Genomic DNA, 18,221 nt, shown 5'->3' on the forward strand with positions numbered 1-18,221 from the left:
TCGTCACTTAGGCGTGACAATGGCGCTATATAGTCGCAAAACCGGCATAAATGTAGGATTTTGTGAAAATAATGCCCTCGTATTGCGCAGAGGGAGAGCGCCCACCTGATCGCGGCCATGCCTGAGGCTTTGTCTGGGCGTTCGAAGGCCAGCGGGGGCTGACCTTCGAACGCCAGGATCGGTGGTGGTGCTGATGCTTAGGCGAAACCGCGCTGACGCATCAGGGCGTCGCGATTGACGTCGCGGCCAAGGAAGTTGCGATAGGCGACGTCCTGCGGAATGGTGTCGCCTACGCTGAGGATATGGTCGAAATAATTCTTCGCCGTCGGTCCCTCGAACGGGCCGCCTTCCTTCATGAACTTTTCATAGGCGTCGGCGACCAGGGCATCCGACCACAGATAGCTGTAATAGCCGGCCGAATAGTCGTCCGATGAGAAGATGTGCGCGAACTGGGTCGGGCGGTGACGCATGACGATTTCCTTCGGCATGTTCAGCTTGGTCAGTTCGGTCTTTTCGAAGGCATCGATATCGATATCGGTTTCACCGGCCAGGTGATACTTCATGTCGATCAGGGCGCAGGCCAGGTATTCGACCGTGGCGAAGCCCTGGTTGAACTTCGACGACCGGACCAGTTTCTCCTGCAACGCCTTAGGCATCGGCTTGCCGGTTTCGTAGTGGATGGCGAACTGGTTGAGCACGACTGGCAGGGGTAGCCAGTGTTCGTTGAGCTGCGACGGGAACTCGACGAAATCGGTCGCGGTATTGGTGCCGGCCTGCGACGGATACCAGGCGTTTGACGACAGGGCGTGTATGGCATGGCCGAATTCGTGGAACATGGTTTCGGCATCGTCCCACGAAATCAGGATGGGCTGACCCGGCTGCGCCTTGATGAAGTTGCAGTTGTTGGAGCAGATGCAGATGTGTTTGAGCATCCCGGATTGCGACTGGTATTCGGTTTCCCACGCACCCGACGATTTGCCTTCGCGGGCATAGGGGTCGTAGTACCAGACGCCGACCTGCTTGCCGGCGCGCATCACCTTGTAGGTGGTGACATCGGGATGGAAGACAGGGACGTCGGTGATCTTGATGAACTCAAAGCCATACATTTTGTTGGCGCACCAGAACATGGCGTCCTGAATTTTGTCGAGTTGCAGGTACGGCTTAATTTCCGACTCATCGAGATCGTATTTCGCCTTCTTCACCTTCTCGGCATAGAAGCGGTAATCCCATGGCGCGATCGTAATCTTGACTCCTTCGGCATCGGCGATCTTCTGCATGTCGGCCACTTCTTCGTGGACACGATTGACGGCGGGCCCCCACACGGCTTCCATCAGGTTCATGGCGTTTTCCGGCGTCTTGGCCATGGCGATTTCCAGGCGCCAGTGGGCGTGGGTCGGGTAGCCGTAGAGCTTGGCGCGGCGGGCGCGCAACTTGAGAATTTTCGCCCCGATCGCCTTGTTGTCCCACTGGTCGTTATTGTCGCCGCGCATGACATAGGCGCGCCAGATTTTTTCGCGCAGGTCGCGGCGTGTCGAATAGGTGGTGAAGGGCTCCATGGCCGAACGGGTATTCTGCACCGCGTACAGCCCATCTTTGCCCAGATCCTTCGCCTTGGCGGCCAGGGCGGCGATGAAGTTTTCGGGCAGCCCCGCCAGATCGTCCTTGGTGATGAAGGTTGCTTGCGCTTCGTCGTGCTTCAGGTTTTTGGAGAAGGCATCGAACAGGGTGGCCAGCTGCTGGTTGATGTCGGCCACTTCCTTTTTTTGCTCGGGCGTCAGCTTGGCGCCGGCGCGGACGAAGCTTTTGTACTTTTTCCACAGAAGGCGGTCCTGCTGCGGGTTGAGCTTCAATGTGTCACGCTGGTTGTAGACGGCTTCGATGCGTTGAAACAGGTCGGGGTTTTGCTTGATTTCGTCGCCGAAAGCGGCCTTTACCGGTGACAACTTGGCGGAAACCGCCTGGAAAGCATCGTTCGACAGGTTGGAATCCCAGACGCTGTAAACCGATCCGACGCGATCATAGGCCTGGCCTGAGAGTTCGAAGGCCTCGATAATGCTCTGGAAGGTCGGTGCCGAACGCTTCATGGTAATGGCGCGGATCTCCGCGCGCATGTCGTCCATGGCGGCCAGGGTTGCCGGTTCGAAATCGGCGATCTTTACCTTGTCGAAGGGCGGCACGCCGCCATAGGGACCGCTCCACGGCTGGGTAAGATAGGCGGACGCGATCGCGCCGCCGCCCTGTGCAAAAACGGGCGCGGCAAACGCAACAGTGCTGGCGCCGGCCATAAGGCCCAGTGCGGAGCGGCGGTTCATATTCGACATGCGGGTGTCCCTTCGGGTACGCGTTTGTTTACTTTGACTATTTTGTTATCTTTAAGCCTGTTTACGGCTGGCCGCAAAAGGCGTATCGAGTGAGCGTATAAGGCCGATGAGATGCGGCCAAATTAAGTTTTAGTAATATAGGATACCAGTTTATGGCCATAGGTGTTTTTGACTCGGGGATCGGCGGGTTGAGCATTCATCGCGCGCTCGTCGACAGGTTGCCCCAGGCCGATTTCGTCTATCTGGCCGATCAGAAACATACGCCATACGGCGACCGTTCGGGAGAGGAAATCGTCGAACTGACGCGTCTCGGCTGCGAAACCCTGTTCGACGCCGGCGCATCGCTGGTGGTCCTGGCCTGCAATACCGCTTCGGCCGTGGCGCTGCGCCGCCTGCAATCAAGCTGGTTGGCCCAGTTCCGTAAGACGTATAAGCGCCCGGTCAATGTGCTGGGCATTATTGTCCCGACCATCGAAGCCGCAACGGGCCTGCCCTGGGAACATGAGGCGGAGCGCCGCGGCCCCAAGATCGAAAAGCTGGACGTCATTGGCGTCTTTTCCACGGTCGCCACCGCACGGTCACGCGTCTACGAAATCGAAATCGACAAGCGCCGTCAGGATCTCGCGGTCTTTACCGAAGCCTGTTCCGGCCTGGCGGACATGATCGAGCAGGGGGCCGAGCGCGCGCAGTTGTCGGCCAAGATCAAGGGCCATGTCGACAGCCTGAAAATCCGGATTGGTCGCTATCCCGACCGCGCCATACTGGGCTGCACACACTATGAGATCGTCGCCGACCTGTTTCGCGAACATCTGCCGGCTGGAACGCCGCTCATCCACCAGCCGGAGCCGGTCGCCAAAGCTTTGGCCGACTATATTGGTCGTCATCCCGAATATAATATCGGCGATAGCGGACGCCGCGCCTTCCTGACCACAGGCGCGCTGAAATCCCAGTCCGCCCTGGCCGAAGCCTTCTGGGGTGGACCGCTCAGCTTCGAAACCCTGCAGGCGGTTGCGAGCTAGTCATGAAGGCGCGTGCGGCACTCTTTTCGCTCCTTTGCCTGGTAGGGGCATCCGGTGTAGAGGCGGCGACGAAACACGCCGCGCCATCGCCCGCCGCACAATCCGGCGCTCAACCCCTGCCTCAAGGCGGCACGGGCGCGTCGGGGCAGGAATGGTCGGACGTGACCGAAGTGGTGGTGCGCGCCAAGGTGTCCGGCCCGGCCATGTGGAAACTGAAGCGTGGTGACGCCACCGTGTGGGTAATGGGCGTTCCGGTTGAAACGCCCCAGGACCTGCAATGGGATCAGACGCGATTGAAGCGGATCCTGAAGGGCGTCAACTTCGTCATCGTGCCGGGCTTTTCGCGCGGCAGCAGCCAGGCGGACAAGCGCTGGCTGGCGGGTTCGGAACTGCCTTACGGCACGCATCTGGAAGACGTGGTGGCGCCCAAGACCTATGCCCGTTTCAAGGCCGCCGTTGCACACGAACCCGGACTTCGCGCCGCCAACTACATCCTCAACAGGCCGATGCGCGCCGGCATGGAACTGTTCGAGGACGTGCTCCAGGCCAGGGGCATTCGCCGTTATGACATGACGCGTCAGGTCATGGCCTTGGCCGATGCGGCCGGGGCGCGGACAAAGGTGGCCTATACGGTCAATGCGGACCTGTTGTCCGATCAGTGGCTGTTGCTTGACACCAAGGGTAATGAAGCCTGCCTGACCATCTTCCTCGACGGCATCGACAATCTGAAGAGCTTGCCTGGCATGGCTCGGGCGTGGGCGGAGGGGGATGTCAAAACGGCGCTGGCCAGTTATCGCGACTCGGCGATGCTGACGTGCAACCTGACGACGCCGGGCTGGCGTGAGCAATACGATGCGCTGTTCATTGGCGGCATGGTGGGCAGTATCGGCGAGGCATTGGCCAAGCCTGGCAAGAGCCTGGCCGTGGTCCCTTTCAGCGATCTGCTGCGCAAGGACGGGGTGTTGGATCGCCTGCGCGCGCAAGGTGTGGAAGTCAGCTCGCCGGTCGAGTAAACGGGAAGTCGAATAAACGGTAAAACGGTCACAAAAGCGTTGTAGTCTGACGCCGCGTATCCGGAGACTTTTGATGTTCAAACGCCTGTTGTTGGCCCTGGTCCTTTTCACAGCCCCGATCGCTACAGCGTCGACGGCGCAGGAAACCTGGCCGGAAACGGAAGTCGTGGTGCGCGGCAAGGCCGCCGTCGGTCCGGCCTTATGGCGCGTCAGCGACGGCGATAGCCAGGTCATCATACTCGGAATCCTCCCGGTATTTCCGAAAAAGCAGAAATGGAGCACGCAGCGGATCGAAAACGCACTGCGCGGCGCCAATCGCCTGATCACCCCGCCAGCCAGCAGTGTCGGCCTGGGCGATATGTGGATGATGATGTCGAAGAAGGGGCTACCGGATCGCGGCACGCTGAAGGACAGCCTGCCGCCGGCGCTGTATGCCCGCTATGAACGGACGGCGAAGCGCGCGGGCGTGTCCATCAAGGATTTCGCGCGCGACAAGCCGATATGGGCCGGGGCGCGTCTGCGCCGCGAAGTCTTACAAAAATATGGCTTGAGCGACGATGAGCCGGTTGCCACGGTCCGGCAGCTGGCCCGCTCCGCTAGCGTGCCGGTTAAGGCAGCGGGCCGCTATGATATTGGCCCTATGTTCAAGGCGGTCAACGCGATGAACGAAGACAGCAGCGAGGCCTGTCTGGTCTACACACTGGATGATATCGACTTCGATATCGACCGTGCGCCGTTGGCGGCCCGCGCCTGGGCAGTTGGTGATATCGCGGCTGTGCGCGCCAATTATCAGGGATCGGCCCTGATCAAGTGTCTGTCGGGCTCTCCGCAATCGGCGGGCATAATGGATCGTGGCGTCGGCGACTCGGTCACGGCCGTGTCGGCAGCCCTGGCCAAGCCTGGCAAGACGGTTGCCGTTCTGCCGCTGGGGCTTTTGCTGCGCAAGGGCGGCATTCTGGATCGGCTTCGCGGGATGGGCTACAGCGTGTCGGCGCCCCAGGACTGAAACAGGCTGAAAAAAAGCCGCGAAAAAAAAGCCGGAAGCATAGCCTCCGGCCTTCCATAATGCCCTTTTCCGGTTCAGGCTGCGATATCGGCCGGGGCCGTGACCCGGATCAGATGATCGAAGGCCGACAGGGCTGCCTTTGACCCTTCACCCATGGCGATGACGATCTGCTTATACGGCACGGTGGTGGCGTCACCGGCGGCGAAGACGCCCGGCACCGAGGTTTCCCCGCGCGCATTGATCTCGATCTCACCGCGCGGCGACAGGGCGATGGTGCCCTTCAGCCATTCGGTGTTGGGCAGAAGGCCGATCTGTACGAAGATGCCTTCCAGTTCGATGCGATGGTCGATGTCGTGGATACGGTCCTTGTAGCTGAGGGCCGTGACCTTGGCGCCGTCCCCATGCACCTCGGTCGTGGCTGCGTTGACGATGACCGTGACGTTCGGCAAGCTGAACAGCTTGCGTTGCAGGACGGCATCGGCGCGCAGTTCCGGGGCGAATTCCAGCAAGGTGACCTGGGCCACGATGCCGGCCAAATCGATGGCCGCCTCGACGCCAGAATTGCCGCCGCCGATCACCGCAACGCGCTTGCCCTTGAACAGCGGACCGTCGCAGTGCGGGCAATAGGCCACGCCCTTATTGCGATATTCCTCTTCGCCGGGCACGCCCATCTGACGCCAGCGCGCGCCGGTCGACAGGATGACCGTGCGAGCCTTGACCGAAGCACCGGAGGCCAGCTTGATTTCCGTCAGACCGCCGGGCAGGGCGGCGGGGACCAGGGCCGTGGCGCGTTGCAGGTTCATGATGTCGACGTCATATTCCTTGACGTGCTGTTCCAGCGACGCGGCCAGTTTCGGCCCTTCCGTGTGGGAGACGGAGATGAAATTCTCGATCGCCATGGTGTCGAGTACCTGGCCACCGAACCGCTCAGCTACGATGCCGGTGCGAATGCCTTTGCGGGCCGCGTAGATGGCGGCCGAAGCGCCGGCCGGGCCACCGCCGACAACCAGCACGTCGAATTCCGACTTGGCGTTGATCTTCGCGGCTTCGCGTTGATGCGCGCCGGTATCGATCTTGGCCAGAATTTCTTCGAGTCCCATGCGGCCTTGCGAGAAGGCTTCGCCGTTCAACAGGACGGTCGGCACGGCCATGATCTGGCGCGCTTCGACTTCGGCCTGGAACAGGGCGCCGTCAATGGCGACATGCTTGATCTTCGGATTGAGCACGCTCATCAGGTTGAGAGCCTGCACCACGTCCGGACAGTTCTGGCAGGTCAGGGAGAAATAGGTTTCGAAGCGCAGCTCGTCGTCGATTTCCAGCGCCTTTACCTGTTCGATGACGTCCGCCTCGACACGGGGTGGATGGCCGCCAACCTGGAGCAGGGCAAGCACCAGTGAGGTGAATTCGTGTCCCATCGGCAGGCCGGCGAAGGTGACGCTGATGTCGCTGCCCGGGCGGACGATGGCAAAGGATGGCTTGCGGGCATCGGCGCCGTCGGTCTTCAGTGAAACCTTGTCCGACGCGGCGACGATATCGTTCAGCAACTCGACCAGTTCGCGCGACTTGGCGCTGTCATCGATCGAGGCGATCAGTTCGATGGGGGTGCGAAGGTTTTCCAGATAACCCTTCAACTGTGCCTTCAGGCCGGCGTCCAACATGATTTTACTCCGAAATGAAATTGGGGGATCAGGCGCGCGGGCGGCAGGTCGCCACCGCGCGCAGCCTGTTGGCGACGCACGGTGGCGAAGCCTTAAGGTTTAGATCTTGCCGACGAGGTCGAGCGAAGGTGCCAGGGTCTTTTCGCCTTCTTCCCACTTGGCCGGGCAGACTTCGCCGGGGTGAGATGCGACGTATTGCGCAGCCTTGACCTTACGCAGCAGCTCGGCGGCGTTGCGGCCGATGCCTTCGGCAGTAACCTCGGTGAACTGGATCACGCCTTCCGGATCGACCAGGAAGGTGCCGCGATCGGCCAGGCCGACGCCTTCACGCATGACTTCGAAGTTATTGGTGATCTGACCCGACGGGTCGCCCAGCATGGTGTACTTGATCTTGCCGATCGCCGGCGACGTGTCGGCCCAGGCCTTGTGCGAGAAGTGCGTGTCGGTCGAAACGCTGTAGATTTCCACGCCCAGCTTTTGGAAGGTGTCGTAGTTGTCGGCCAGGTCTTCCAGTTCGGTCGGGCACACGAAGGTGAAATCGGCCGGGTAGAAGAAGAAGATCGACCACTTGCCCTTCAGATCGGCATCGCTGACGTCGACAAACTTGCCTTCCTTGTAACCGGTGGCTTTGAACGGCTTGATGGTGGTGTTGATAAGGGCCATTGGGGATCTTTCCTTGAATTGAGTTGGACCGGGTTAAGCGGAACGAGCGGACAATCGCAAAAAAAAGACCATAGAGCAAATTTGTTTTATTTTATTTTTGAATAGATTTTATTTATATACATTAATGCGTCGCGGCCTCGGCGCGCACCACGGCGGATATGGCATTGATGACGGCGCCGATCCGCAGGGCGGCCTGACACTGAACCGCGCTGACCCCATGGCTGCGCAATACCTTTTCGTGACTGTCCATGCACAGGCCACAGCCGTTGACGGCCGATACGGCCAATGACCATAGCTCGAAATCGACCTTATCGACGCCGGGATTGGTCAGGATGTTCATGCGCAGCCCTGAGCGCATCGTCTCATATTCCTTGTTATGCATCAGGTGCAGCGCGCGGAAATAGACATTGTTCATGCCCATGAGGGCGGAGGCGGCCTTGGCGGCGGTTACGGCCTCGGGCGAAATGACTTGCGCGGCTGCGGCTTCCACATGCGTCAGCACCGGCGCGACGCCCACCGCGTGGGCGCAAGCCAGGAAGGTGCCCCATTTTTGCTGGTCGCTGAGCAGGGTTTCGGCCAGCAGAGTATCCAGGTTCAGCGCCAGGTCGCGCCCGTAGGCGGGAATCATTTGGCGAAGGGCATCGATGGACATGGGCGCCTCTCAATAAAATCTATTCATTTTGACATTTTGATAAATTTGATTTATAAAATGCCGGTGTATTCCGTGAAAGTGTTCCATGCTTCCGACCCTGCGACAACTGCAATATCTAAAGCTGCTGGCTGAACATAAAAGCTTCAACGGCGCGGCCGAGGCGGCCTTCGTGTCGCAGCCAGCCCTGTCGTCGGGTATTGCCGAACTGGAAAAAACCCTGGGGACGCGGCTGGTCGACCGGTCACGCGGTCAGGTTATCCTGACGGCGGTCGGTGAGGAGACGTTGAAGCGGTCCGAGGACATCCTGGCGCGCACGGAAGACCTGGTGGAAGCTGCGCGCGGCGCCAACCGGCCGTTGACCGGGCGGTTCCGTCTCGGCGTCATTCCCACCATCGCTCCGTTTCTCTTGCCCAAGACCCTACTCAAGCTGCGCCGTGACTTTCCTGATCTGCGCCTCTTCCTGCGCGAAGACCAAACCTCTCGGCTGATCGCGTCGTTGAAGTCGGGCGCGCTCGATGCGGCCGTGATCGCCCTGCCGTATGATCTGTCAGGGCTCGACAGCGCCTTTATTCTCAAGGACGAAATCCTGGCGGCCACGCCAAGCAATCATCGGCTTGCCATCAATGACCGGATTTCGCCGGAGGATTTGAAGGGTGAGGAGTTGATCCTGCTCGAAGACGGGCACTGCCTGCGCGATCACGCCCTGGCCGCCTGTTCCTGGACCTCTCCGACCGGTACGTCGGAAAACCTGAGCACCTACACGGCCAACCATGGCGGCGGGTTCGCGGCGACCTCGCTGAATACCCTGGTTCAGATGGTTGGTTCGGGTCTGGGCGTCTCACTGGTGCCGGCCATGGCGGTCGAATCCGGTCTGGTCAAGGCGGCCGATGTCAGCGTGCGGCCCCTTGCATCGGACCACGCCTTCCGCGATATTGTGGTCGTGTGGCGGGCGGGCTCGAGCCGCGCACCAGAGGCCAGACTTCTGGCCGAGTCTCTAAAGTCCTAAGTGGCCAGACTTCTGGCCGACTCGCTAAAGTCTTAAGTGGCCGGGGTTCTGGCTGCCTCATTGAATCCGAGAGTGATCGACCGCATGAAACGCGTCCTGTGGCTTGGTTGTGTGGTGTTGGGGCTGCCGCTTCTGGCCGCCTGTTCGAAACCCGCGCCTCAGGCGGAAGAGACGTCCGCGTCCGTCGCGCCGCCACCGCCGGTGATCGACCCCTGGCCCGGCAAGTATGAAGGCGACCTGATGGTCCGTATCAGCGGCGGACCCGGCGCGCACAAGGTCGTGCTGGTCGAAGCCGAAGCGGATGGCTGTAACGGCGATGTCGGACTGGCAGGCGGAGAGCCGGCCCGCGACGTGTCGGCGACGGAGCTTAGCCTGGTTTTGAAACCGGACGACAAGACGGTCTGCACCATCCGTATTGTGCGTAATGGCGGCAAGGTCACGGTCAGTGAGACCGGCATCTGCACCGCCTATCATGGCCTGTCCTGCCCCTTCGAGGGTACGGCGGCGAAGGTGAACTAGCCGGCGTCAGGCTCTGCCGAAACCCGCACGCAATGTCTAGTCCGGCACATTCCGGTTCAGTTCCTCCAGCCAGATCCGGGCATTGGCGTCCGACGGCATGCGCCAGTCACCGCGCGGGCTCAGGGCGCCGCCCGAAATCAGCTTCGGCCCATTGGGCACGGCCGACCGCTTAAACTGAGACATCGAGAAGAAGCGGGTCAGGAAAACCGACAGCCATGCCTTGATGTCCGCAAGCTCATAGCTGCGCCGTTTATGCACGGGGAAATCCTGCGGCCATTCGCCGGCGGCGGCATCGCGCCAGGCGTGGTAACTGAGAAAAGCGACCTTGGACGGCTTAAGCCCGTAGCGGGTGATGTAATAGAGATTGAAGTCCTGCAATTCGTAGGGGCCGACCTTGTCTTCGGTTCTCTGAATGGCGCCGGCATCGATCGGAATAAGCTCCGGTGAGATTTCGCGGTCCAGAACTGACTGCAGGATACGGCCCGTCCTGGGGTCGAACTCACGGCTTGCCGCCCATCGGATCAGGTGCTGGATCAGGGTCTTGGGCGCGCCGCAATTGACATTGTAGTGGCTCATATGGTCGCCGACGCCATAGGTGCACCAACCCAGCGCCAGTTCCGACAGGTCGCCGGTGCCAACCACGAAGCCCCGCTTTTCACCGGCCAGGCGGAACAGGAAGTCCGTGCGCAGGCCCGCCTGAACGTTCTCGAAATTGACGTCATATACCTTTTCGCCGCGCGAATAGGGGTGGCCGATATCGAGCAGCATGCGTTTGGCCGCGGGGCGAATATCCAGCACCTCCGAGGAAATACCCAGCGCCTTCATCAGCCTCAGCGCATCGTTCTTCGAGCCTGTCGATGTGCCGAAGCCCGGCATGGTGTACCCGTGGATGTTTTCGCGCGGGAGGCCCAGCCGGTCGAAGGCCTTGCAAGCCACGATGACGGCATGGGTCGAATCCAGGCCGCCGGAAATACCGATGACGACATTGCGCGTGCCGCTGGTTTCCAGCCGCTGCATGAGGCCGTGCACCTGGATGTTGAAGGCTTCGTAACAGTCGTCGTCCAGCCGTTCCCGATCCGTCGACACATAGGGAAAGCGCGGGACATGCCGGTGAAAATCGGTCAGGTCGTGTGTTTCGTGATCGAAGAGCGTGACGGATATGTCGAACGGCGTGGTCCGGCGGGCGTCATTGAAGGTAACGGTACGCAGCCGCTCGGCGGCGATGCGATCGACATCGACATCGGCCAAGGTCACACTGTCCGAGGTAAAGCGCGGGCCTTCGGCGATCAGGTCGCCCAGTTCATAGATCAGCGACTGACCGTCCCAGGCCAGGTCGGTGGTCGATTCGCCAGGTCCGGCAGCGGAATAGGCGTAGGCGCAGAACAGGCGCTCCGACGCGGCGGCGCACAGGCGTTTGCGCGCCCGCGATTTGCCGACCACGACCGGGGAGGCCGACAGATTGACGATGATGTTGGCGCCGTGCAGGGCTAGCGGCGTCGATGGGGTCTGCGGCACCCATAGGTCTTCGCATATCTCGATCCCGAAGGTGAAGGCTTCGAAATCAAGCGCGCGGAAAATCTGGTCCGTGCCGACATAGACAGGCTGTCCGGCCAGTTCGACATGCGTCGGCGGCAAGTCTGCGGCGGAGGCGAACCAGCGTTTTTCGTAATATTCGCGGTAATTGGGCAAAAAGGTTTTCGGCACGATACCGAGTGCCCGCCCGCGATGGATGACGGCGGCGCAATTATAGACGGCGCCCTGAATGCGCATCGGCAGGCCGACCACCAACACCGGACGGATGTCGCCGGACGTGGCGATCAGTTCGCTGAGCGCGCCCTTTACCGATTGCAGCAGGATGTCCTGAGTAAACAGGTCGTCTATGGCATAGGCCGACAGGCTCAGTTCCGGAAAGACGACCAGATCGGCTCCGGCCGCGTCGGCGCGACGGGCCAGAACCAGATGTTCGGTCAGATTGGCGTGCGGATCGGCAATATGTACCTTTGGCGTGACGCAGGCGATGCGGACAAAGCCATGGACGGCCGGGGAGAGGAAATCTGACATTTCTATGGACATTTCATCATCTCCGGCAAGGTTTGGCGTTAGGATACGTCTTTCGGGCAGCTAAATCAAAATAATGAAGACGTGACTATGAAAATTACTGCCATTTTTCGTAAATTTCATGAATGAGAGACGTAAGGTCGATTATTTTGTTTCAATAGAAACGATAAGCAAGGGCCGCACCTCTGGCCCTTTTTTATTCCGCGTGCCATTTTTTGAAAGCGCACCTTCCGCGCCTCTGTTATGGGAGGCCATCATGACCGTAACCTTCCAAGACATCGAAGCGGCTGCCGAGCGTATCAAGGGCCACGTCGTCCGCACGCCCTGCACCTTCAGCCAGCGCCTGAGCACGGCTTACCGCACCAAGCTGTGGCTTAAGTCGGAAAACCAGCAATATACCTCGGCGTTCAAGGAGCGAGGCGCGCTTAACAAGCTGCTGCAACTGAGCGACGCTGAAAAACAGCGCGGCGTCTTTGCCGCCTCCGCCGGTAATCATGCGCAGGGGCTGGCCTATCATGCCAAACGCCTCGATATCCCCGCCACGATCGTCATGCCGGTCGGTACGCCCTTCGTGAAGGTGGAAAAGACGCTCGGCTACGGCGCCGAAGTGGTCATCGACGGCGCCAATTACGACGAAGCCTCCGCCATTGCGCAAAAGCTGTGCGAAGACAAGGGGGGTGTTTATGTCCATCCGTTCAATGACGAACAGGTCCTGACCGGTCAGGGCACCTTGGTCATCGAAATGTTGCAGGACGTGCCTGAACTCGATGTGCTTCTGGTGCCTATCGGCGGTGGCGGCCTGATCGCCGGCGCGGCGATTGCCGCCAAGGCCATCAAGCCGTGGATCAAGGTCATCGGCGTCGAAGCGGCCATGTTCCCGTCCTTTACCGCTCGCCGCCGCGACATGCCCCTCCCGATGGGCGGATCGACCATCGCCGAAGGCATAGCGGTCAAGGCGGTGGGCGACCTGACCTTCGCCCTGGCCAATCCACTCGTCGACGACATACTGGTCATCGACGAATCGGACTTTGAGCGCGGTATCGCGGCGCTGGCCAATATCGAAAAGACGGTGACCGAAGGAGCTGGCGCCGCAGGCCTGGCCGCGGTCATGCGTTTTCCCGAGCGGTTCGAAGGCCTCAATGTCGGCCTGATCCTGTGCGGCGGCAATATCGACCTGCGCCTCTTGGCCTCGGTGCTGCAACGGGAACTGGTTCGCGAAAAGCGGCTTGTCACCTATCGTATTTTGGGTGACGATCGTCCCGGCATGCTGTCGCGCATGGCCGACGTCATCGCCGACAAGGGCGGTAACATTGTGGATGTGGCGCACAATCGCCTGGTTCTGGATGTGCCGGCCAAGGGAGCGGAATTCGACATCATGGTCGAGACGCAAGGCCCGCGCCATGCCTTTGAAATTTCAGAAGCCCTCAGGAGCACCGGATATGCCTTACGGATGGACTAAAACGTCTGGCACGTGGACCAAAAAACTCCCTCTCTTTGCAATCGCCTTCCTCTTAGCTGCGTGTGGACAAGCCATGGACAAGACAAACGCCCAAACCGTTTCGGAACAAAACCTGCAAAAAGGTCAGGCTTTCCTGGCCGACACCGCCAAGGTGCCGGGCGTCGTCGTCCTGCCGTCGGGCGTGATGTACAAGACGGTGTCGAAATCGCCGACACCGGGTGCGCAGCCGACCGTCGCTGACAAGGTGACCATCAATTACGAAGGCAAGTTGCTCGACGGGTCGATTTTCGATTCGTCCTATGCCCGCAACGAACCGGCCAACTTTCCGCTCAACCGTCTGATTTCGGCCTGGCAGCAGGTCATCCCGCTGATGCATGTCGGGGATGAAATCGTCCTCTATACGCCGCCGACCTCGGCCTATGGCGAGCGCGATCTGGGGGAAATCCCGCCCAATTCGACCCTGATCTTCCGCGTTCAACTGCTGGGCATCAACCAGTAATGCGTATTATGACATGTGCGGCGCTGGCGCTGTTGACCGCTTCACTGGCCCTGACCGGCTGCAATGATCGCAGCACCTCGGCTCAGCTTGAGGCCATGCAGGCATCGGCCGATGCCGCCGCCGCCCAGAACCTGAAGGATGGCCAGGCCTATCTCGCTGATATCGCCAAGCAGCCGGGTATCGTCAAGCTGCCGTCGGGCGTGATGTACAAGGTCGTGTCACGCGCGCCGCAACCCGGCCCGCAACCGAAGCCGAGCGACCAGGTGACCATCAATTATGAAGGCAAGCTGATTAACGGCAAGGTGTTCGATTCATCCTATGCGCGGAATCAACCGGCGACCTTCCCTCTTGCGCAGCTGGTGCCGGCCTGGCAGGAGGTCATCCCCTTGCTGCATGTCGGTGACGAAGTGACCCTGTATACGCCGTCATCGTCCGGCTATGGTGAGCGCGACATGGGGGAGATCCCGCCCAATTCAGCCTTGGTGTTCCGGATACAGTTACTCGGCATCGCCTCGTAAAGCGATGGCGCGACGTATGATGTCCATGCGCGCGCCATCACCTTAAGCATCAGATTTTATCCCTTGATGCGCTGGATCAGGGCGGTGGTGGATGGGTCGTGCGGCGCGATAGCGGCGCCCTGGATGTCCTTCAGCACATTGACCCCCAGCGTCTTGCCCAGCTCTACACCCCACTGGTCGAAGCTGTTGAGGCCCATGACGATGCCTTCGACAAAGGTCTTGTGCTCGTACAGGGCCAGAAGCGCACCCAGCGTTTCCGGCGTCAATTCGTCGAGCAGAACCAGGGTCGATGGCTTGTTGCCCGGGCACACCTTCTGCGGCGCAATCTGGGCCGTCCGGGCTTCATCGAAGCCGAGCTTGCGGCATTCCTCAACCGAAGTCTCCATCGACTTGCCGACCATGAAGGCCTCGCCCTGGGCGATCACGTTCGACAGCAGCTTTTGCTGCATGTCCAGGCTGGCTTCGCTGTTCTTCGCGGCGGCGATGAACTCCAGCGGAACGATATCCTCGGACTGATGCAGCATCTGGAAGAAGGCATGCTGCGCATTGGTGCCTTCGTCGCCGAAGACCACAGGACAGGTCGCTGTCTTCAGGATATCGCCGGTCGGCGAGGTGCGCTTGCCGTTCGATTCCATTTCAAGCTGTTGCAGGAAGGCAGCGAGACGGCGCAGACGGTGGACATAGGGGATGACCGCGCGGCTGGTGCGGCCAAGACCGATACGGTTATAGAGCTGGGCCGCAGCCAGAAGGACCGGCGCGTTCTTTTCCAGCGGTGCCGTCAGGAAGTGTTGGTCCATGGCATGCGCGCCGTCGAGCAGGCGTTGGTAGACGTCGTAGCCGAGTGCGATGATGACCGACAACGACACCGCCGACCATAACGAATAGCGGCCGCCAACCCAGTCCTTGAACCCGAAGACACGATCAGCCGGAATACCGTAGGCGCCGGTCTTGTCTGGCGCGGCCGATACCGCCGCCAGGTGGGCCTTGGCGGCCTCTTCACCCAGGCCCTGGATCAGCCAGTCACGGGCGGCCAGGAAGTTGGCCAGGGTTTCCTGGGTGGTGAAGGTCTTGGAGACGGCGATGACCAGGGTTTCCGCCGGATCGAGGCCGGCCAGGGCGAGCGCCAGTTCCGAGCCGTCGACATTGGCGACGAAGCGGATGTCGATCTGCGGCTGAAGCGGCGTCAGGCCCTGGAAGACCAGGCGCGGACCGAGGTCGGAGCCGCCGATGCCGACATGGACAATCGTCTTGAACGGTTTGCCCGTGGCGCCGGTGATCTGCCCGGCACGAATGCCGTCGGCATAGGCTTTCATGGCGTCACGCGCCGTCTTGACGTCAGTGGTGATTTCGTCGCCGCGTAGACGTTGATTTTCGCTGTCGCTGTCGCGCAGCGCCACGTGCAACACGGCGCGGCCTTCGGAGACATTGATCGTCTGACCGGTCCACATTTTTTCGCGGGCTGCATCCAGACCGCTGTTTTCGATGGCGGCGATGGCGGTATTGAAACCGGCCTGCGACCAGCTTTGCTTGGACAGGTCGACATAAATACCGGCGACATTCAGGCTCATGCGCGCCAGACGATCGGGGTCTGCGGCGAACTGATCAACGATCTTGAGCGAGGCGTCGGCATAGGCCTGTGTTTTCAGGGCATCGAGGGTCATTTCAGTCTCCTGTGGTCCAGATCGCGGGTGACGATTTTCACTGGGTTCCATGTCAAGCTTTTGGCCAGTCGTAAAGAGCCTAGCTGTCGGGTTTTTTGAATAAATTTTCTATGTTCGAGAATTGGTCTTAGGCCTCGCCATGCGTCCACAAGGGCCTTCCACACCAATGATCCCTTGCCTTTGAGGGTATCTTTTACTGCCCCAATCAGGGTCATACCAATATGTATGGGTAAGGTGGCGATCAACAGCCCCATCGGCATGGATTTTACATAGAGCCATATTCGGTTGCGGTAGCCGTGATAGAGCGCGAAGTCCGACCGCACGCCCAGGCTGGCCGAACCGACGTGACGTACGATGGCGCCGGGGACCAGCAGACAGCGTTCACCGGCCATGCGGGCGCGGAACCCCAGGTCGGCATCCTCGCAGTAACAGAAGAAGTCTTCGTCAAAGCCGCCCAATTGCGCCCATAGGTCACGATGTATCAGCATGGCCGCGCCGCACGGAGCGAACACCTCGGCGATCTCTAGTCCCTCCGGACGGGTGTGCCCGATGCCGGAGCGATAGGGAAAGCCGAAAAAGGTCAAGGCATCGCCGGCGCCGTCCAGCCGGTCGGGGTGGTCATCATTCAGTTGCAGCGACGTGAACAACCGGACATCGGGATGGGCGGCAATGGCATCGCGCATGGCATCGAGCCAACCGGCATCGAGGAAGGCGTCGGGATTGATCAGCCCGATCCATTCGCCGGTGCTTTCGGCAACCGCGCGGTTCATACCGACGGCAAAACCGAGATTGATAGGGTTGGCGATCTGGCGCACGGACGGATATTTCGCGGCAAGAGCAGCCATGTCGAGATCGCCGGGTGAATTATCAGCATGGATGATTTGCGCATCCTGCACCGTCAAGGCGGCCAGACAGCGATCGATGTTTTCGGCTGAGCGATAGCTGAGCGTGACGAGGCTGAACAGTAAGTCGCCCTCTCCTTGCCTGCGGGCAGAGGGTGGTGTGGGGGCGCGAAAACCGTCAGTCATACCGGCCGTTCCACTCGCTATGCACGCTGTCATCCGTCTCATTGTGGGCATATTGCGCCTGAAGCGCCGTGAAGGCGTCCGCGCTCAAGCCCTGCTTCAATCCCCATACCGCCGATCCGCGCACTACCGCGCTGTCATCCTTCAGGCCGTTTTCCAGAGCGGCCTGAGCGGCTGTGTTGCCTGTTTGGCGGAAATGATTGCCCAATGCATAGTTCACGTTACGCAGAAATGAGGCCCGTCCAATACGTTTGATCGGGGACTTGGAAAACAGGGCGCGGAATTCGCCGTCGTCCAGCCGCGCCAGGTCGGTGAGTTTCAACCCATCGAACCCGTCGCGCATCTGCAATTTGGTTTCGTGCGTGGCCTCGGCGAACTTGTTCCACGGGCAGGCGGCCAGGCAGTCGTCGCAGCCATAGATGCGGTTGCCCATGGCGCGTCGGAATGGTTCAGGCCAGGGGCCGCGCGTCTCGATGGTCAGGTAGGACAGGCATTTGCGCGCGTCCAGTTGGTACGGTCCCGTAAAGGCATTGGTGGGACACGTGTCGAGGCAGGCGGTGCATGAGCCGCAATGATCGCGTTCGGGCGTGTCGTTTTCCAGCACACGATCAAGCAGGATAACGCCGAGAAACAGCCACGAACCGAACTCACGCGACACCAGGTTGGTGTGCTTCCCCTGCCAGCCGAGGCCGGCCAGAGCCGCCAGCGGCTTTTCCATCAGGGGCGCCGTATCGACGAAGACCTTCAGTTCGCAGCCCGTTTGAGACACGATCCAGGTCGCCAGTTGCTTGAGCTTCTTCTTGATCAGGTCGTGATAGTCGTCGCCGCGGGCATAGACGCTGATATTGGCGATTTCGGTCTGGCCGAGCAGCGTCAGTGGGTCGCTGTCGGGGCCGTAATTATAACCGAGCACCAAGGCGGACTGGGCGCCCGCCCACATATTGCGCGGATGCTGGCGGCGCTCCAGGGTGTCTTCCATCCAGGTCATGTCGCCGTGAAATCCGGCGTCGATGAAGGTTTTCAGTCGGTCGGACGCCGCCCATACCTCCGGTAGCGCAGCAAAACGCGCGGCGCTGAACCCGAGCGCTTTGGCTTCGGTGCGGATGGCGGTGGCAAGGTCGGTAATGGGCTGATGCTGGCCCAT

At 60.5% G+C, this 18,221-nt stretch carries 16 protein-coding genes; 8 read left to right on the forward strand and 8 right to left on the reverse strand.

Annotation, left to right across the window (positions count from 1 at the left end; translation table 11 throughout):
- Positions 1-197: 197 nt before the first annotated feature.
- Entirely contained in the window at positions 198-2,312 is a 2,115-nt protein-coding gene (locus RCJ00_RS14635) for a M3 family metallopeptidase (protein WP_411267554.1), read from the reverse strand.
- 161 nt (positions 2,313-2,473) lie between these two features.
- On the opposite strand from RCJ00_RS14635, the gene RCJ00_RS14640 reads away from it, so the two are divergent.
- The 3 genes from RCJ00_RS14640 to RCJ00_RS14650 all read left to right on the forward strand — a co-directional run bounded on the left by RCJ00_RS14640 (position 2,474) and on the right by RCJ00_RS14650 (position 5,359).
- A complete protein-coding gene (locus RCJ00_RS14640; protein WP_316222868.1) occupies positions 2,474-3,340 on the forward strand; it encodes a glutamate racemase in 867 nt (288 codons plus the stop codon).
- Between the two features lie 2 nt (positions 3,341-3,342).
- The gene (locus RCJ00_RS14645; protein WP_316222869.1) at positions 3,343-4,353 is read left to right on the forward strand and encodes a TraB/GumN family protein; all 1,011 of its coding nucleotides are present in this window, start codon (positions 3,343-3,345) and stop codon (positions 4,351-4,353) included.
- A gap of 73 nt (positions 4,354-4,426) precedes the next feature.
- On the forward strand, positions 4,427-5,359 hold the full coding sequence (locus tag RCJ00_RS14650; RefSeq protein WP_316222870.1) for a TraB/GumN family protein: 933 nt from the start codon (positions 4,427-4,429) through the stop codon (positions 5,357-5,359).
- A 74-nt stretch (positions 5,360-5,433) separates the two neighbouring features.
- Here RCJ00_RS14650 and ahpF read toward each other — a convergent pair whose 3' ends face one another.
- The 3 genes from ahpF to ahpD form a co-directional block, all read right to left on the reverse strand.
- On the reverse strand, positions 5,434-7,017 hold the full coding sequence (gene ahpF, locus RCJ00_RS14655; protein ID WP_316222872.1) for an alkyl hydroperoxide reductase subunit F: 1,584 nt from the start codon (positions 7,015-7,017) through the stop codon (positions 5,434-5,436).
- 99 nt (positions 7,018-7,116) lie between these two features.
- Positions 7,117-7,680: an alkyl hydroperoxide reductase subunit C gene (gene ahpC, locus RCJ00_RS14660; protein ID WP_316222874.1), complete on the reverse strand. Its 564-nt coding sequence runs from the start codon at positions 7,678-7,680 to the stop codon at positions 7,117-7,119.
- Positions 7,681-7,801: 121 nt separating this feature from the next.
- On the reverse strand, positions 7,802-8,332 hold the full coding sequence (gene ahpD / locus RCJ00_RS14665; RefSeq protein WP_316222876.1) for an alkylhydroperoxidase, AhpD family: 531 nt from the start codon (positions 8,330-8,332) through the stop codon (positions 7,802-7,804).
- Between the two features lie 85 nt (positions 8,333-8,417).
- On the opposite strand from ahpD, the gene RCJ00_RS14670 reads away from it, so the two are divergent.
- Together RCJ00_RS14670 and RCJ00_RS14675 are read left to right on the forward strand one after the other, a co-directional pair.
- Complete coding sequence (locus RCJ00_RS14670) at positions 8,418-9,338, forward strand: hydrogen peroxide-inducible genes activator (protein ID WP_316222878.1); 921 nt, start codon at positions 8,418-8,420, stop codon at positions 9,336-9,338.
- Between the two features lie 84 nt (positions 9,339-9,422).
- Complete coding sequence (locus tag RCJ00_RS14675; protein WP_316222880.1) at positions 9,423-9,857, forward strand: hypothetical protein; 435 nt, start codon at positions 9,423-9,425, stop codon at positions 9,855-9,857.
- Positions 9,858-9,893: 36 nt separating this feature from the next.
- On the opposite strand, the gene RCJ00_RS14680 is transcribed toward RCJ00_RS14675, so the two are convergent.
- On the reverse strand, positions 9,894-11,930 hold the full coding sequence (locus RCJ00_RS14680) for an NAD(+) synthase (RefSeq protein WP_316222881.1): 2,037 nt from the start codon (positions 11,928-11,930) through the stop codon (positions 9,894-9,896).
- Between the two features lie 241 nt (positions 11,931-12,171).
- Between RCJ00_RS14680 and RCJ00_RS14685 the strand changes: the two genes are divergently transcribed.
- The 3 genes from RCJ00_RS14685 (at position 12,172) to RCJ00_RS14695 (ending at position 14,391) form a co-directional block, all read left to right on the forward strand.
- Entirely contained in the window at positions 12,172-13,374 is a 1,203-nt protein-coding gene (locus RCJ00_RS14685; RefSeq protein ID WP_316222882.1) for a threonine ammonia-lyase, read from the forward strand.
- A 73-nt stretch (positions 13,375-13,447) separates the two neighbouring features.
- Positions 13,448-13,873 (forward strand): FKBP-type peptidyl-prolyl cis-trans isomerase, encoded by a 426-nt coding sequence (locus RCJ00_RS14690; protein ID WP_023457322.1) that lies wholly within the window; start codon positions 13,448-13,450, stop codon positions 13,871-13,873.
- Positions 13,873-14,391, forward strand: a complete 519-nt coding sequence (locus RCJ00_RS14695; RefSeq protein WP_316222883.1) for an FKBP-type peptidyl-prolyl cis-trans isomerase — start codon at positions 13,873-13,875, stop codon at positions 14,389-14,391. Before RCJ00_RS14690 ends, RCJ00_RS14695 begins: the two co-directional genes overlap by 1 nt.
- A gap of 56 nt (positions 14,392-14,447) precedes the next feature.
- Here RCJ00_RS14695 and pgi read toward each other — a convergent pair whose 3' ends face one another.
- From pgi to queG, 3 genes are read right to left on the reverse strand one after another with little or no spacing between them, the layout of a single operon-like run.
- Positions 14,448-16,052, reverse strand: coding sequence for a glucose-6-phosphate isomerase (gene pgi / locus RCJ00_RS14700; protein WP_316222884.1), 1,605 nt, complete (start codon positions 16,050-16,052; stop codon positions 14,448-14,450).
- Positions 16,049-17,080, reverse strand: a complete 1,032-nt coding sequence (locus RCJ00_RS14705) for a glycosyltransferase family 2 protein (protein ID WP_316222885.1) — start codon at positions 17,078-17,080, stop codon at positions 16,049-16,051. The genes pgi and RCJ00_RS14705 overlap by 4 nt, the downstream gene beginning before the upstream one ends.
- On the reverse strand, positions 17,073-18,221 hold the full coding sequence (queG, locus tag RCJ00_RS14710; protein ID WP_316222886.1) for a tRNA epoxyqueuosine(34) reductase QueG: 1,149 nt from the start codon (positions 18,219-18,221) through the stop codon (positions 17,073-17,075). Before queG ends, RCJ00_RS14705 begins: the two co-directional genes overlap by 8 nt.

Origin of the sequence: Asticcacaulis aquihabitans, assembly GCF_032490435.1 — a bacterium.
Lineage (GTDB): Bacteria > Pseudomonadota > Alphaproteobacteria > Caulobacterales > Caulobacteraceae > Asticcacaulis.

Bases quoted from the DNA above. Each gene is read 5' to 3' on its own strand.
- RCJ00_RS14635 (WP_411267554.1), bottom strand. From the start codon at position 2,312: ATGAACCGCCGCTCCGCACTGGGCCTTATGGCCGGCGCCAGCACTGTT.
- RCJ00_RS14640 (WP_316222868.1), top strand. From the start codon at position 2,474: ATGGCCATAGGTGTTTTTGACTCGGGGATCGGCGGGTTGAGCATTCAT.
- RCJ00_RS14645 (WP_316222869.1), top strand. From the start codon at position 3,343: ATGAAGGCGCGTGCGGCACTCTTTTCGCTCCTTTGCCTGGTAGGGGCA.
- RCJ00_RS14650 (WP_316222870.1), top strand. From the start codon at position 4,427: ATGTTCAAACGCCTGTTGTTGGCCCTGGTCCTTTTCACAGCCCCGATC.
- ahpF (WP_316222872.1), bottom strand. From the start codon at position 7,017: ATGTTGGACGCCGGCCTGAAGGCACAGTTGAAGGGTTATCTGGAAAAC.
- ahpC (WP_316222874.1), bottom strand. From the start codon at position 7,680: ATGGCCCTTATCAACACCACCATCAAGCCGTTCAAAGCCACCGGTTAC.
- ahpD (WP_316222876.1), bottom strand. From the start codon at position 8,332: ATGTCCATCGATGCCCTTCGCCAAATGATTCCCGCCTACGGGCGCGAC.
- RCJ00_RS14670 (WP_316222878.1), top strand. From the start codon at position 8,418: ATGCTTCCGACCCTGCGACAACTGCAATATCTAAAGCTGCTGGCTGAA.
- RCJ00_RS14675 (WP_316222880.1), top strand. From the start codon at position 9,423: ATGAAACGCGTCCTGTGGCTTGGTTGTGTGGTGTTGGGGCTGCCGCTT.
- RCJ00_RS14680 (WP_316222881.1), bottom strand. From the start codon at position 11,930: ATGTCCATAGAAATGTCAGATTTCCTCTCCCCGGCCGTCCATGGCTTT.
- RCJ00_RS14685 (WP_316222882.1), top strand. From the start codon at position 12,172: ATGACCGTAACCTTCCAAGACATCGAAGCGGCTGCCGAGCGTATCAAG.
- RCJ00_RS14690 (WP_023457322.1), top strand. From the start codon at position 13,448: ATGGACAAGACAAACGCCCAAACCGTTTCGGAACAAAACCTGCAAAAA.
- RCJ00_RS14695 (WP_316222883.1), top strand. From the start codon at position 13,873: ATGCGTATTATGACATGTGCGGCGCTGGCGCTGTTGACCGCTTCACTG.
- pgi (WP_316222884.1), bottom strand. From the start codon at position 16,052: ATGACCCTCGATGCCCTGAAAACACAGGCCTATGCCGACGCCTCGCTC.
- RCJ00_RS14705 (WP_316222885.1), bottom strand. From the start codon at position 17,080: ATGACTGACGGTTTTCGCGCCCCCACACCACCCTCTGCCCGCAGGCAA.
- queG (WP_316222886.1), bottom strand. From the start codon at position 18,221: ATGGGCCAGCATCAGCCCATTACCGACCTTGCCACCGCCATCCGCACC.